The sequence below is a fragment of the Ruegeria sp. CDSA236 genome, assembly GCF_059611285.1.
This window is the reverse complement of the sequence record NZ_JBXWPG010000009.1, coordinates 103,877-118,243: the sequence shown is the minus strand read 5'-3', so window position 1 is coordinate 118,243 and position 14,367 is coordinate 103,877. Positions and strand designations below refer to the sequence as shown.

Here is a 14,367-nt window from a genome sequence, read left to right as displayed (position 1 = left end):
TTAATGTCAGTTCATGACGCTGTTATAGTTTATTGGCTGATCAATCAATAAAAACAGCACTGCTTGCGGTGCGCGCTTATTCGGTCAACAGTGCGCGAAAATCTGAACAGGGGGTCGCGATGGATTTTCGCGCAATGGCCATGGGGCTGACATTTGCGTTTATCTGGTCTTCGGCCTTCACCTCGGCCCGGATCATCGTGGCGGACGCATCGCCGTTGTTTTCCCTGGCTCTGCGGTTTCTGATCTCGGGTTTGATTGGCGTCGTGATTGCACGGGCGATGGGCCAAAGCTGGCGGCTGACGCGGTCACAATGGTATGCCACCATCCTGTTCGGGATATGTCAAAATGCCCTTTATTTGGGCCTAAACTTCTATGCGATGCAAACAATCGAGGCCTCTGTTGCCGCAATCATCGCCTCGACCATGCCATTGCTGGTTGCCTTGGCCAGTTGGCTGTTTATGGGCGACAGATTACGGCCAGTTGGAATTGTCGGCCTGTGTGCCGGGTTCGCCGGTGTTGCTCTGATCATGAGCAGTCGGATCGGCGACGGCGTTGATCTGTTCGGCGTCATGCTTTGTGGCATTGGAGCGCTTGCGCTGACATTTGCCACGCTCGCAGTGCGAGGGGCGACATCGGGCGGGAATTTCATGATGGTGGTTGGCTTACAGATGCTGGTCGGATCGGCCATTCTGTTTGTTGCAGCACCGGTATTCGAAACGATTCATATCCACTTGACGGTGCCGCTGGTCCTGGCCTTCACCTATACAACTCTGTTTCCCGGCCTTCTGGCCACGTTCATCTGGTTCCTGCTGCTGGATCGGATCGGCGCAACCCGGGCGGCCACGTTTCACTTTCTCAACCCGGTCTTTGGTGTCACCATCGCCGCGATCTTGTTGGGCGAAAAACTGGGGCCGCTGGATGCGGTCGGGGTTCTTATCACAACACTGGGCATTCTGGCGGTGCAACTGTCCCGCCAACCCGCTGCAAAACCGGCCTGACCCACACATAAGCGCGAGGAACGCAAAACCCCCTTTGCTTTCCGCCGCCAAACCCCATCTATAAAGCGAACCACCAAAGCGACCGGAGGAGCCATGACCCGTTACACCAAATCCCCTGAGGCCATCGCCGCATTGTCGCCCGAGGAATACCACGTCACGCAAAACAGCGGCACCGAACGGCCCGGAACTGGCAAACTGCTGAATAACAAAGAACCCGGCATCTACGTGGATATCGTCTCGGGCGAGCCTTTGTTCGCCTCGGCGCACAAGTACGAATCCGGCTGCGGCTGGCCCAGTTTCACCAAGCCGATCGTACTTGAGCATGTTGAAGAGGTTCACGATGCCTCGCTGGGTATGATCCGGACCGAAGTTCGCTCGAAACATGGCGATAGCCATTTGGGGCATGTATTTCCCGACGGCCCCCGCGAACATGGCGGGCTGCGATACTGTATCAACTCAGCCTCATTACGGTTCGTCCATCGCGATCAGATGGAAGCCGAAGGCTATGGCGAATTCCTGATTCATGTGGAGGAGATCGAATGACCGAACACCGCGCCGTTCTTGCCGGGGGCTGCTTTTGGGGCATGCAGGATCTGATCCGCAAACGCCCGGGCGTGTCCCGCACTCGCGTCGGATATACAGGTGGAGACGTGCCCAACGCCACTTATCGCAACCACGGCACCCATGCCGAGGGGATCGAGATTTTTTACGATCCTACCGTGACCACCTATCGCGATCTGCTTGAGTTTTTCTTTCAGATCCATGACCCGACTACGGTGAACCGGCAAGGGAACGACATGGGGATGAGCTATCGCTCGGCCATTTATTATGTCGATGACGCCCAGAAAAAGGTCGCCCTGGACACCATTGCCGATGTGAATGCCAGTGGTATCTGGCCCGGCAAGGTCGTGACCGAGCTGGAACCCGTTGGCGATTTCTGGGAGGCCGAGTCCGAGCATCAGGATTATCTTGAACGCATCCCGAACGGCTATACCTGCCATTTCCCGCGCCCGGATTGGGTTCTGCCCAAACGCGACGCGGCCGAGTAAGGATTAGGCCCGAATCAGGGGCTAGTCAGACGCCACCCGCGGCCTTCCACTGGCCTCGACGGTGACCAATGCCTCAACAAAGACCTCCTGCGCTTCGATACGGGCGGTGCGGATATCCCGGTCGACGATCACTCGGATATCCTCGGCACCGGCCCCGCGCACTTCCCCTTCCGCCTCAGCCCTCAGGATGGATTCCAGCAGCGCCATCGCCTCGTCAGAATCGCTAAAGTCCTGAGGCCCGTCTTCAAGATGCACCCTGTACCGCCCTTCGGATGGCGCGGTGACGGTCCCGGCCCGGCGCAGTGTCAGCCTGCCAACCACAGCTCCAATCGCATTGGCCACGCCCGTGTGTTCCGGCAAAATCATGCGGCATCGCAATCTTTCCCCGACTGCGGGGTAATAGCTGGGGGCCGACGCCCCAAGACCGATCACATCCACATTCAGTGCCGCGTCCAGCGCCACCAAACCGCGATGCCCGGCCAGACCTTTCCGCGTCAAAACATGCCGGGCCAGATCGGGTGCCGGAACGCCGAACTCCTCGGCTTCTTCTGAGAAAGCGGTCTCTAACAAGGTCAAAGAGGTCTGTTCGGTCAACTGATCAACGATCATCTGCGCCAACAGATCCGGTGTTGCAGCCAGCATATCACCGGTGCCAATCCGTTTTCGCGCCACCAGTTCCAGCGCTTTGCGTGCAGCCTCTGCGTCCCAGGCATCCAAACGGCCCAGAACATGGCTGGCATCCGAAGGTGTCACGCCGGATACCTGAACGATTCCACGATCCACCAAACGAGTAAGTGCGCCTGTCTCCATCCGCGTTTTAAGCAAATCGGACAGCGGCAGGACCTTCTGCCCCAAACGATCCACTAGGGCGGTTTCCCTTGCCCCCAGACCTTCGGCATGAACACCCGGTACCAGACGTGCGAACCGGGTGTCATGTTCACCCACGGTTGGGGCTCGCAACTGCGCATCCAAGGCCGTGTGAACCTCGTCGGGCGCCTCTGACGCGATCAGAGATACGGGCAAAACACGGCGCGGTCCCAGGAAGATGCCGCCGCCCAGCCCTTCGGTTACAACATGTACCTGACTGTCCCCGCCCAACCCGTGGGTCCGCATTGCGACGGCCTCCACCATGGTGCGAAAGCCGCCAACCCTGGCACCTTCGGGATCAATGGCGGGCTTGCCATCCCGGATCAAGGCGACATCGGTCGTGGTACCTCCGATATCTGATACCAGAGCGTTCTCGGCTCCCGTTAGCCAGCGCGCCCCGACGATCGAGGCCGCAGGGCCGCTCAAAATCGTTTCAATCGGTCGATCCCGCGCCTGTTCGGCGCTCATCAACGCTCCGTCGCCGCGAACCACCATCATTGGCGCTGAAATACCTAGCGTCACAAGCTGATCCTGTGCCCGTCCGATCAAGCGGTCGATCATGCCAATCAACCGTGCATTCAATACCGCTGTCACCGCACGTTTTGGGCCATTCAACTTGGCCGACAGATGGTGCGAACATGTCACCGGCGCACCCGTCCGATCAGTAATAATGCGGGCGACCTCAAGTTCATGCGCCGGGTTTCTGGTGGCGAACTGACCGGCCACAGCGAAACCTGAAACCCCTGGATTAGAGTCTAAAAAGGCTTCAATCGCCTGAACATCCAATGGCCTGGCCTCTGTTCCTGCATGCGTGTGACCGCCCGCCACAACCAAAGCTGGATCCCCTTTCAAAGCATCCCGCAGACCATGCTTTTCCAGATCTCCTTCCCTGAACCCGATATAGACAAGGGCAACCCGGCCACCCTGCCCTTCGACCAGCGCATTCGTGGCCAATGTCGTTGACAGCGACGCCATCGAGATCTGCTCGGGCGACACCTGAGCCTGCGTCAGAACCGCGGAAATCGCCTTGCCGACGCCAATCGCCAGATCAGCTCGTGTTGTCAGAGATTTGGCTGAAGCAATCACCACAGTCTCATCCCGGACCAGCACCGCATCCGTATAGGTTCCGCCTGTATCAACCCCCAAAGCCAGCGCCATCGGGTTCTCCTTCCTGTTCGCTGTGATTGGGTTTAGCGGTTTGCACCGACACGTCCAGCCTGTTTGCGGCACCTAGGAGAGTTGTTTGACCGCCCAGCGCGCGGCATCTGCCACGGCTGAATCCGGATCCTCTGTCAAATCCTGTGCAATCGGTATCAACCCCTGCAGGCCCGAGTTGCCAATGGCGTACAGCACATTTCGCACAAACCGGTCCCGTCCAATCCGCTTAATCGGAGAACCCGAGAATTTCGTTCGAAATTCCGGATCGTCCAGGCCAGCCAATTCCGCCAGCCGAGGAGCCTTCAGATCCTCACGCGCTGCATAGCGCATGTCACTGGCCGTGACTGCGAATTTGTTCCAGGGGCAGGCGGCAAGGCAATCATCGCAACCATAGATCCGATTGCCGAGTTTCGCGCGCAGGTCTTCATCAACCGGACCCTTGTGTTCGATTGTCAGGTAAGAAATGCAGCGCCGCGCGTCCAACTGATAAGGCGCCGGGAATGCGTCTGTCGGACAGGCGGCCAAACAGGCCCGGCAGGATCCACAGTGATCCACCTCTGCTTGATCCGAAGGTAGGTCCAGAGTTGTAAAAACAGACCCTATAAAGGCCCAATTTCCCCAATCGCGACTTACAAGATTGGTGTGCTTACCCTGCCATCCCAACCCCGCAGCATGACCCAAGGCCTTTTCCGGAACCGGGGCGGTATCGACAAAGACCTTCACCTCGCCACCAGCCTCGGCTATCAACCAGCGGGCTAACCTTTTGAGCCGCTTCTTGACCAGGTCGTGATAGTCCTTGTTCTGCGCATAGATTGAGATCGCCCCTTTCTCGGGGTGGTCCAGAATCTCGGTTGGATCATGTTCGGGCGCATAGCTTTCTGCCAACATGATCACCGATTTCGCCTCAGGCCAGAGCGCTGCCGGATCGCCCCGCCAATGGGTCCGTTCGGCCATCCATTCCATCTGCCCGTGATATCCGGCCTGCAGGAACGCCTCAAGCCGGTCGGGCACTAGGGGGACATCCCACGGGCGACAAATACGGCACGACACAAAGCCCTCGCTCAGCGCCTGCGCCACCAACTTACCCTTTAAACCCGATCCGCTCTTCATCTGGCCCTAAATACCTTTGGGGGGAAATCGCGTCTCAAGGCGCGATTGGGGGCAGACTGCCCCCCTTACGTGACCCTATCAGAAATCCAGATCTGCGTAATGGGTGGGCGGCCTGAACCCAGGAACCTGATCCGCCAGAATCGACCGGAAAGCAGGTCGGGATTTGATCTTGGCATACCAGTCTTTGACTGCCTGAGACCGATTCCAATCTACGTCCGAGATATAGTCCAGCGCCGATAGATGCGCCGCAGCAGCAAAATCGGCCAATGTCATCTGATCCCCGGCCAGCCAACGGCGGTGATCCAGCAACCAGGCCATGTAATCCAGATGATATTTGATGGCCTTGGCACCTTGCTTGACATTTTTGCTGTCAGGATAGCCCTGACCGGTAACTTTCTTGTTCACGCGCTCATAAACCAGTTTGGATGTCACCTCGTGATGGAACTTGTCATCAAACCAGGATACCAACCGGCGCACTTCATATCGCGCCTCGGGCGTTTTGGGCATCAGGGCAGGTTCTGGGCGGGTTTCCTCAATATATTCGCAAATCGCGTTGCTTTCGGACATGATCTTTCCGTCCAGACGCAGAACCGGGACTTTTCCGGCCGGGTTGCGGCGCAGGAAATCGGGATCTTTCTCCCAGTATTTCTCCTCGACCAATTCAACCTCAATCTTCTTTTCCGCCAGTGACAGGCGCACCTTGCGGCAGAAGGGGGACAAGGGAACATGAAACAAACGCGCCATGGGCTTCCAATCGAACCAGTGAATACACTCAAGCTTTAGCCTTGCAGGGCCTTGGGTTTCAATCCTCGAAACAATCCGCGCGACCATCTGCGCGAATGGTGGCCGCCCCATCGAGGATCGAGGCAGCCCGTCTGCGTGTGCGGACCGACGGATCCCGAACGGACCTGTTTTTGGGAGAAGGCAGGATTGCGGCAATACGTGCGGCCTGAACTGGCGACAGCTGGGCCGCGGTCACATTGAAGTTGCGCTGGGCTGCGGCCTCAACGCCAAACACACTTTCGCCAGTCTCGGCAACGTTCAAATAGACCTCGAGAATGCGCTGCTTGCTCCAGAAAATCTCGACCACGGGGGTGAGAGATGTCTCAAGCGCCTTACGCACCCAACTGCGTCCCTGCCACAGGAACACATTCTTCACCACTTGCTGCGTGATGGTTGAGGCGCCACGTGTACCGCCTTCCTCCAAAGCATCGCGAATGGCATCGACATCAAACCCCCAGTGCAGGCAGAAATTGGCATCCTCTGCCGCCACCACGGATCGCGCCATGACGGGCGAGATCTGTTCAATCGGCACCCAATCGCGCTGAACTTTGCCCAGCCGCCGCCATTCAGACCAGATCGTATGGGTTACCGGGGGATTCACCACAGAAAAAAGCACCACAAGCGCCACAACAAACGCAACCAGACCCAATACTGCGCGGGTCACCCAGCGGCGAATCCGCGATTGTGTCTGGTTCTTTGCCTTCGACGCCTTGCTTTTCTTACTGCTCGATTTGCGCGCTGCTTTCTTTGCCATATTGTTGCTATACGACGCGGCGACGATGTTTGGAACGGATTAAATCGCCAAAGCGCGCGCCTCGCGCGGACGTATCACGGGACGGGCGGTTTCTGGCAGGACCGCATCGCGGGTCTGCAATTCGGGAAACAGGGCCAGAACTTCAGCCTTTGTCTCGGCGTCAGACTGAGAGAGCGCGTGCCCCGGGTAATAACTTTCGCTTTTGGCCCCATTTGCAATGACGATCTCATGGCGCGAAAAGAGAAGATGAATATAGTCGATCTGACCACCCTCAACACGCGTAACAGAATCCCCGTTGACCAGGCAATGCGCTGCGATCAGCACTTCGGAATGGCCGAACAAATACGGCGCCCGCCAGTCCGAGACCAGCATCCGGTGCTGTGGCGACACGATCAAAGGCTGTTCCAGCCCTAGCACGCCAGCCTCAAACCGAATGGGCGCCAGCTTGCCTTCGGCCTCAACCGTGGTCCGCCCCACCCAAAGCAGCGGCTGCGCACCGTTGTCAATTGTGATGACCATATCGCCGGGCTTCAGATCTTCGACTGAGCAAGCGCCGTCAGGCGTTTCGATCAGCGTTCCGGGGGTGAAACAGGGCGGGCCAAGATTGCCAACATCTAGCGGCCCCTGCGTGTTGACAAATGTTGATGAGACAAACGTGCCCGGTTGCAGAACCTGCCCGTCTGTTGGTGTAAAGACACGGGTTCCGTCAGCAAGATAGAAGGTCGTGCCGGTATAGGTGACATTGCCAACGCCTGTCACGTTAATCGTAACAACATCACCCGGCCACGACGAAGTTACATCCTGGCCGTTTACCGTATCCCCGCTGGGCGCGTCGATCTCGCCATCGTCATCCACATCGGTGAGGTTGAATTTATCAACAACTACCGATGTACCGCCCGGTGGCGGATTCGCGGGGTCAAACGAATAAAACTGATCAAGATAGGTGGTTGGCATCTAACAGACTCCTACGCGTTCGCACGACTGCAAGGCAGCCTAACCGCAACTTCCGAACAAAAAGTGACGAAATCTAGGCTTATTGGGCCCGTTTCGACAAGGCAAACGACCACCTAGGACCAATAAAAGAAAACCCCACGTGTTTTAAAAGACACGCGGGGTTGCCATTTTCATTAGTCCTCAGATTACTCTGCAGGAACCGCTGTTGCCTCGACCGCCAACGGATGGCTGAGCTTGTTCAGCATCTCTTTCGGGCAGACCTGGATAAAGTTCGCCTTCTCGACCTCCCAGTGCTGCAGGATATCCGCAGCCTTGCGGCTAATGGTTTCGGCCTGATGGGTTTCGATCAGCGATTTCAGCTGATCTTCCCAATGGCCAATGGTCACGGGGCATGTCACCAGCGTTTCCATATTCATCAGCGCCTGCGCCTTGCCGTCGGGGTCGTACAGATAAGCCATGCCGCCTGTCATGCCCGCTCCGAAATTGGCGCCGATACTGCCCAGGATCACGGCGACCCCGCCGGTCATGTATTCGCACCCGTTCGAGCCGCAGCCTTCGATCACCACCTTGGCGCCTGAATTGCGCACAGCGAACCGTTCCCCGGCGCGGCCTGCTGCAAACAGATACCCGTCCGTGGCCCCATACAGAACCGTGTTGCCAATGATGGTGTTGTCATCCGCCTTCAGCGGGCTGACCTGCGGTGGACGCACAACAATCATACCACCAGACAAGCCCTTTCCGACATAGTCATTGGCATCACCCGAAACTTCAAGCTTGAGTCCCGGCGCTGCAAACGCTCCCAGCGACTGACCGGCAGAGCCCTGCAGCTTCACGTGCAGGTGATCCGACTGGAACGTGTTCCGCATCCCGAAATTTTGCACGATATGGCTGGAAACCCGCGTCCCAACGGTTCGGTGCGTGTTTTGCACTGCGTAAGACAGCTGCATTTTCTCGCCGTCTTTCAGGAACCGGGCGGCATCGCGCACGATTTCCGCATCCAGCGTATCGGGCACCGCGTTCCGGTCTCTGTCGCGATTATAGACGATGTTATGGGCACCATCGACGGTGATCAGCAGCGGGTTGAGGTCCAGATCATCCAGATGCGCCGACCCTCGGCTGACCTGCGCTAGCAGATCTGCCCGACCGATGATCTCGTCAATCGAGCGCGCACCCAGGCTGGCCAGCAGCTCGCGCACTTCTTGCGCGTAGAAGGTGATCAGGTTGACGACCTTATCGGCATTACCGGTGAATTTGGCGCGCAGGCTTTCGTCCTGAGTACACACGCCAACTGGGCAAGTGTTGGACTGGCACTGACGCACCATGATACAGCCCATCGCGATAAGGGCGGCAGTGCCTATACCGTATTCCTCGGCCCCCATCATCGCGGCCATGACGATGTCACGACCGGTACGCAAGCCGCCATCGGTTCGCAGGGTCACGCGATCCCGCAGGTTGTTCATCGCCAGAACCTGATGCGCCTCGGTCAGGCCCATCTCCCACGGCAGACCAGCATATTTGATGGATGTCGCAGGCGACGCGCCGGTGCCGCCATTGTGACCCGAAATAAGGATAATGTCCGCTTTTGCCTTGGCTACACCTGCAGCAATCGTGCCAACACCCGAGGACGCCACCAGCTTGACCGTCACCTTACAGCGCGGGTTGATCTGTTTCAGATCATAGATCAACTGCGCCAGATCCTCGATCGAATAGATATCGTGGTGCGGCGGCGGTGAGATCAGTGTTACACCCTTGGTCGAATGGCGCAGGCGCGCAATCAGGTCGGTGACCTTCATGCCAGGCAACTGCCCGCCCTCACCGGGTTTGGCACCCTGGGCAACCTTGATTTCCAGCTCTTCGCACTGGTTCAGGTATTCGGCGGTTACACCGAACCGGCCCGAAGCCACCTGTTTGATCTTGGCCGAGGGGTTGTCACCATTGGGTTCCGGCACGAAATGCGCCGGATCTTCGCCGCCCTCGCCGCTGTCGGATTTCGCCCCGATCCGGTTCATCGCAACGTTCAGCGTCTTGTGCGCCTCCGGCGACAGCGCCCCCAGCGACATGCCCGGCGTCACGAACCGTTTGCGGATCGAGGTGATAGATTCCACCTCTTCAATCGGGATCGGCTTGCTCAGCGGTTTGAAATCCATCAGGTCGCGCAGATGGATCGGCGGGTTCGATTGCATCTTGGCCGAATACTGCTTCCACAGCTCATACGACGCTTTGTTGCAGGCCATCTGCAGCATATGCATCGAGGTCGCTTCCCACGCATGGGTTTCGCCCGACTTCCGCGCCTTATAGAAACCACCGATCGGCAGAACATCCAGACCGCTTTCCCAGCCCTTGGCATGGATCTCTTCGGCCTTGGATTGAATACCCGTAACACCGATGCCGGAAATCCGGCTGGTCATACCGGGAAAGAACTCGGCGACCATGGCACGGCTGAGGCCCACGGCCTCAAAGTTCAATCCGCCACGATAGGATGAGATCACCGAAATCCCCATCTTGGCCATGATTTTCAGCAAGCCCTGGTCAATCGCCTCGCGGTACCGCGCGACATTTTCGGTCAGGCTGCCATCCAGCAACCCGCGATCAATACGATCGGCCAGAGAATCTTCGGCCAGATAGGCGTTGACCACAGTGGCCCCACACCCGATCAGAACGGCGAAGTAATGCGGATCAACGCATTCCGCCGACCGCACGTTCAGCGAGCAGAAGGTGCGCAGACCCTTGCGGGTCAGATGCGAGTGCACCGCGCTTGTTGCCAGGATCATTGGCATCGCCACGCGACCCTGACCTGAATTCATATCGGACAAAACCAAATGCCCCGCGCCCGAGCGCACGGCCTCTTCGGCTTCGGCTCTAATACGGGCCAAAGCTGCGCCCAGCGCCCCTTGTCCGGCTTCAAAGCTACAGTCGATTTCTGCTAATGGAGCATTGAAGTTTTCAGCCAATGCTTCCCATTGGGCATTGCCCACAAACGGGCTTTCCAGCACAATAATTTCGGTTTGGCTGCTGTCTTCATCCAGCACGTTTTTCAGGTTTCCGAACCGGGTTTTCAGCGACATCACACGATATTCGCGCAACGAGTCGATGGGAGGATTGGTCACCTGGCTGAAGTTCTGGCGGAAGAAATGGCTGAGCGGACGGTACTGTTTCGACAGAACAGCCGATGGCGTGTCATCGCCCATTGAAGCCAGTGCCTCTTTTCCATCTTCGGCCATTGGCGCCAGAATCTGCTCCAGTTCCTCGATCGAATATCCGGCGGCGATTTGACGCTTGCGCAGCTCCTCGCCCGCATAGATCGGCGCTTCGGTGATTCCAGCCAGAGACTCGTCCAAATCGTTGATCTTGCCGACCCAATCGCCGAATGGCAGTGCGCGGGCCAGCTTGTTCTTGATCTGCGTATCGCGATACAGCTTGCCCTTTTTCATATCCACGGCCAGCATTTGGCCCGGGCCCAACGCGCCCTTTTCGGTCACGCTGGCCTCATCAATCGGGACCATCCCGGCCTCGGAGCCTGCAATTACAAGACCATCTCCAGTGACCACATAACGCATCGGACGCAATCCATTCCGGTCAAGACCGGCACAGACCCAGCGGCCATCGGTCATGGCCAACGCGGCAGGGCCATCCCAGGGTTCCATCACCGAGTTGCAGTAAGAATACATGTCGCGCCAGGCCTGCGGCAATTCCACCGCCTGCTTGGACCAGCTTTCGGGCACCAGCATGGTTTTCGCCATCGGGGCCGAGCGGCCTGCGCGTACAAGAACTTCGAATACAGAGTCTAATGCGGCAGAATCCGACGATCCACCAGCGATGATCGGTTTGATATCCTCGGCGTAATCGCCAAAGGTGCCACTGGCCATGCGGATTTCATGGCTTTTCATCCAGTTGACGTTGCCCCTGAGGGTGTTGATCTCACCGTTATGGGCCAGCATGCGGAAGGGCTGGGCGAGCCACCATTGCGGGAAGGTGTTGGTCGAATAGCGCTGGTGATAGATGGCAAAGGCGGATTCGAACCGTTCATCAATCAGATCGGGGTAGAAAACCGCGACCTGCTCGGCCAGCATCATGCCTTTGTAGATGATCGAACGACACGACAGCGAAGCCAGATACAGCCCGGAAATCCCGGCCGCTGCGGCAGCCTTTTCAATGCGGCGACGGATGACATAAAGCTCACGCTCGAATGTCTCTTCGTCCACGCCTTTGGAATTCGAGATCAGGATTTGCTCAATCTCGGGCCGGGTCGCGTTGGCCTTTTCGCCGAGGCAGGTGACATCAACCGGAACGTGGCGCCAGCCATAGATATAATAACCCATGCGCAGCACTTCGGATTCCACGATGGTCCGGCACTGTTCCTGCGCACCGAAATCAGTGCGGGGCAGAAAGACCTGACCAACCGCGATCAGCTGATCCAATTTGGGCTCGTGCCCGGTGCGACGGATCTGGTCATAGAAGAAAGGAACCGGGATCTGCACATGGATACCCGCGCCGTCGCCGGTCTTGCCATCCGCATCTACCGCGCCGCGGTGCCAGATCGCCTTGAGCGCGGCGATGCCAGCATCCACAACCTTGCGTGACGGCTTGCCATCGACTGAGACCACAAGACCCACACCGCAGGACGAATGCTCTTCTTCCTCGGAATAGAGACCGTTTTCGGCCATGAACTGACGTTTGGCTTCTTCGGCCCGTACCCAATCGGCATCATATTTGGTCATTGGCTGTCTCCTTCTTCCGGCAGGCCGTACATGGCTTCGACCTCAGCTTTGGTCATCTGCCGACGCTCGCCTGCGAACGCGTACCCGTCAGGCTTTTTGTCGATATAAAGTTCCAGTTGCAGCGGATTGTCCGTGTCGTCGAACAGGCCTGCTGCCATTTGGGTATGCCCGTGCATTTCACCCGGCAGCGTAATCCGGTACCACAGGGCCGATCCGCAATCGGCGCAAAATGCACGTTCCGCCCAGTCCGAGGACGTAAAGGTCTTAACCGGCCCAAGGGCCGCATACCCCTCTTGCGCGGGAAACGTTATCAGCATCGAGCTAGTCCAGCGGCGACACTGGTCGCAATGGCACGCGCCCAACGACTCTTTCGCCGGGGTGGCAGTCACTGTGACCGCGCCGCACATACATTGGCCTTGCAATTCGGGCATCTCTGTCCCTCCTGTCGCGGGGCTTATTCGGCTGCAACCGCAGCCGTGTTGTTGAAACGGTCAAGGATCGCGTCGGCGCAGTCGCGCCCATCGCGGATCGCCCAGACCACCAGCGAGGCACCCCGCACGATGTCACCGATGGCATAGACCCCGTCCATCTCGGTCTCGCCGGTCTCGAATGCTGCTTTTACAGTGCCCCAGCGGGTCACGGGCAGGTCAGGCTGGCCAAACAGGGTGGGCAGGTCTTCGGGCTCGAACCCCAGCGCCTTGATCACCAGATCAGCGTCTTCGACATAATCCGCGCCTTCGATCAACTCGGGGGCCTGACGGCCGGTGGCATCGGGCTGACCCAAACGCATCTTCTGGACCATAACGCCGGAAACCTGATCATCGCCGGTAAAGCCCTTTGGCGCGCTTAGCCATTCGAATACGACGCCTTCTTCCTCGGCATTCTGCGTTTCGCGCTGCGATCCGGGCATGTTCGCGCGGTCGCGGCGATACAGGCATTTGACCGAGGTCGCACCCTGACGGATCGAAGTCCGCACGCAATCCATCGCGGTATCACCGCCACCGATCACGACAACTTTTTTGCCTTCGGCATTCAAACGGCCATTGTCGAAATCTTCGACCTCGTCTCCAAAGCTTTTGCGGTTCGAGGCTGTCAGGAAGTCGATGGCCTTTTCAATACCCGTCAAACCGCTCCCAGGCATGGACAGGTCGCGCGACTTGTAAACGCCGGTTGCGATGATAATCGCATCATGTTTGGAACGGATTTCCGCGAATTTGGCGGCGTCCACGTCGCAATTCAGAACAAACTCAACCCCGCCATCAGCCAACAGGTCATTGCGGCGCTGAACAACGTCTTTTTCCAGCTTAAAACCCGGAATTCCATACATCAGCAGTCCGCCTGCCCGGTCATGGCGATCATACACGGAGACCTGAATACCCGCACGGCGCAGCATGTCCGCCGCTGCCAGTCCACCAGGGCCGCCGCCGATGATGCCGACGCTTTCGCGGCGCTCAGCACCCGGTACGACCGGCTTGACCCACCCCTTTTCCCAGGCAGTGTCGGTGATATATTTCTCGATCGAGCCAATGGTAACAGTGCCGTGCCCAGATTGTTCGATCACGCAATTCCCTTCGCACAGGCGGTCCTGTGGGCAGATGCGCCCACAAATCTCGGGGAAGGTGTTGGTGGCCTGACTGGTGTGATAGGCCTCCTCCAGACGGCCCGTTGCGGTCAGGTTCAGCCAGTCGGGGATGTTGTTGTGCAGCGGGCAATGCGACTGACAATAAGGCACACCGCATTGGCTGCAGCGGCTGGCCTGTTCTTCAGCTTTGGCAGCAGCGAATTCGGCATAGATTTCGTCAAAGTCTTCCGTGCGGGCATCTGCGGCCCGTTTTTCCGGCATTACTCGGTCGATCTGCACAAATTTCAGCATCGGTTGCTTGGCCACGGGTCAGACTCCATGAATTGGCTTGGTCGCGCCTCTTTAAAAGATGCGTAGGGGGATTAAAAGTCAAGTGTACTGACCTTTTTTCAAA

At 58.0% G+C, this 14,367-nt stretch carries 11 protein-coding genes; 3 read left to right on the top strand and 8 right to left on the bottom strand.

What is annotated here, in order from left to right; genetic code table 11:
• The first annotated feature begins 119 nt into the window (after positions 1-119).
• The 3 genes from AC2FLB_RS14960 (at position 120) to msrA (ending at position 2,047) form a co-directional block, all read left to right on the top strand.
• Entirely contained in the window at positions 120-998 is an 879-nt protein-coding gene (locus AC2FLB_RS14960; RefSeq protein WP_496703193.1) for a DMT family transporter, read from the top strand.
• 93 nt (positions 999-1,091) lie between these two features.
• Positions 1,092-1,541, top strand: coding sequence for a peptide-methionine (R)-S-oxide reductase MsrB (gene msrB, locus AC2FLB_RS14955; protein ID WP_496709536.1), 450 nt, complete (start codon positions 1,092-1,094; stop codon positions 1,539-1,541).
• On the top strand, positions 1,538-2,047 hold the full coding sequence (gene msrA, locus AC2FLB_RS14950; RefSeq protein WP_496709535.1) for a peptide-methionine (S)-S-oxide reductase MsrA: 510 nt from the start codon (positions 1,538-1,540) through the stop codon (positions 2,045-2,047). Before msrB ends, msrA begins: the two co-directional genes overlap by 4 nt.
• Positions 2,048-2,068: 21 nt before the next feature.
• On the opposite strand, the gene AC2FLB_RS14945 is transcribed toward msrA, so the two are convergent.
• The 8 genes from AC2FLB_RS14945 to AC2FLB_RS14910 all read right to left on the bottom strand — a co-directional run bounded on the left by AC2FLB_RS14945 (position 2,069) and on the right by AC2FLB_RS14910 (position 14,279).
• On the bottom strand, positions 2,069-4,072 hold the full coding sequence (locus tag AC2FLB_RS14945; protein WP_496709534.1) for a hydantoinase/oxoprolinase N-terminal domain-containing protein: 2,004 nt from the start codon (positions 4,070-4,072) through the stop codon (positions 2,069-2,071).
• A 72-nt stretch (positions 4,073-4,144) separates the two neighbouring features.
• Complete coding sequence (gene queG, locus AC2FLB_RS14940; RefSeq protein ID WP_496709533.1) at positions 4,145-5,182, bottom strand: tRNA epoxyqueuosine(34) reductase QueG; 1,038 nt, start codon at positions 5,180-5,182, stop codon at positions 4,145-4,147.
• A gap of 78 nt (positions 5,183-5,260) precedes the next feature.
• Complete coding sequence (gene fzlA / locus AC2FLB_RS14935) at positions 5,261-5,926, bottom strand: FtsZ-binding protein FzlA (protein ID WP_496699298.1); 666 nt, start codon at positions 5,924-5,926, stop codon at positions 5,261-5,263.
• Between the two features lie 58 nt (positions 5,927-5,984).
• Positions 5,985-6,719, bottom strand: coding sequence for a monofunctional biosynthetic peptidoglycan transglycosylase (gene mtgA / locus AC2FLB_RS14930; protein ID WP_496709532.1), 735 nt, complete (start codon positions 6,717-6,719; stop codon positions 5,985-5,987).
• Positions 6,720-6,758: 39 nt separating this feature from the next.
• Positions 6,759-7,673, bottom strand: coding sequence for a Hint domain-containing protein (locus tag AC2FLB_RS14925; protein WP_496709531.1), 915 nt, complete (start codon positions 7,671-7,673; stop codon positions 6,759-6,761).
• A gap of 185 nt (positions 7,674-7,858) precedes the next feature.
• Positions 7,859-12,391, bottom strand: coding sequence for a glutamate synthase large subunit (gltB, locus tag AC2FLB_RS14920; RefSeq protein WP_496709529.1), 4,533 nt, complete (start codon positions 12,389-12,391; stop codon positions 7,859-7,861).
• Positions 12,388-12,822 carry a GFA family protein gene (locus tag AC2FLB_RS14915; RefSeq protein WP_271951681.1) on the bottom strand — a complete coding sequence of 145 codons (435 nt, stop codon included), beginning with the start codon at positions 12,820-12,822 and terminating at the stop codon, positions 12,388-12,390. The genes gltB and AC2FLB_RS14915 overlap by 4 nt, the downstream gene beginning before the upstream one ends.
• A gap of 23 nt (positions 12,823-12,845) precedes the next feature.
• The gene (locus AC2FLB_RS14910; RefSeq protein WP_271951679.1) at positions 12,846-14,279 is read right to left on the bottom strand and encodes an NAD(P)-dependent oxidoreductase; all 1,434 of its coding nucleotides are present in this window, start codon (positions 14,277-14,279) and stop codon (positions 12,846-12,848) included.
• Positions 14,280-14,367: the final 88 nt, after the last annotated feature.

Bases quoted from the DNA above. Each gene is read 5' to 3' on its own strand.
- AC2FLB_RS14925 (WP_496709531.1), bottom strand. From the start codon at position 7,673: ATGCCAACCACCTATCTTGATCAGTTTTATTCGTTTGACCCCGCGAAT.
- AC2FLB_RS14945 (WP_496709534.1), bottom strand. From the start codon at position 4,072: ATGGCGCTGGCTTTGGGGGTTGATACAGGCGGAACCTATACGGATGCG.
- msrB (WP_496709536.1), top strand. From the start codon at position 1,092: ATGACCCGTTACACCAAATCCCCTGAGGCCATCGCCGCATTGTCGCCC.
- mtgA (WP_496709532.1), bottom strand. From the start codon at position 6,719: ATGGCAAAGAAAGCAGCGCGCAAATCGAGCAGTAAGAAAAGCAAGGCG.
- msrA (WP_496709535.1), top strand. From the start codon at position 1,538: ATGACCGAACACCGCGCCGTTCTTGCCGGGGGCTGCTTTTGGGGCATG.
- fzlA (WP_496699298.1), bottom strand. From the start codon at position 5,926: ATGGCGCGTTTGTTTCATGTTCCCTTGTCCCCCTTCTGCCGCAAGGTG.
- gltB (WP_496709529.1), bottom strand. From the start codon at position 12,391: ATGACCAAATATGATGCCGATTGGGTACGGGCCGAAGAAGCCAAACGT.
- AC2FLB_RS14915 (WP_271951681.1), bottom strand. From the start codon at position 12,822: ATGCCCGAATTGCAAGGCCAATGTATGTGCGGCGCGGTCACAGTGACT.
- queG (WP_496709533.1), bottom strand. From the start codon at position 5,182: ATGAAGAGCGGATCGGGTTTAAAGGGTAAGTTGGTGGCGCAGGCGCTG.
- AC2FLB_RS14960 (WP_496703193.1), top strand. From the start codon at position 120: ATGGATTTTCGCGCAATGGCCATGGGGCTGACATTTGCGTTTATCTGG.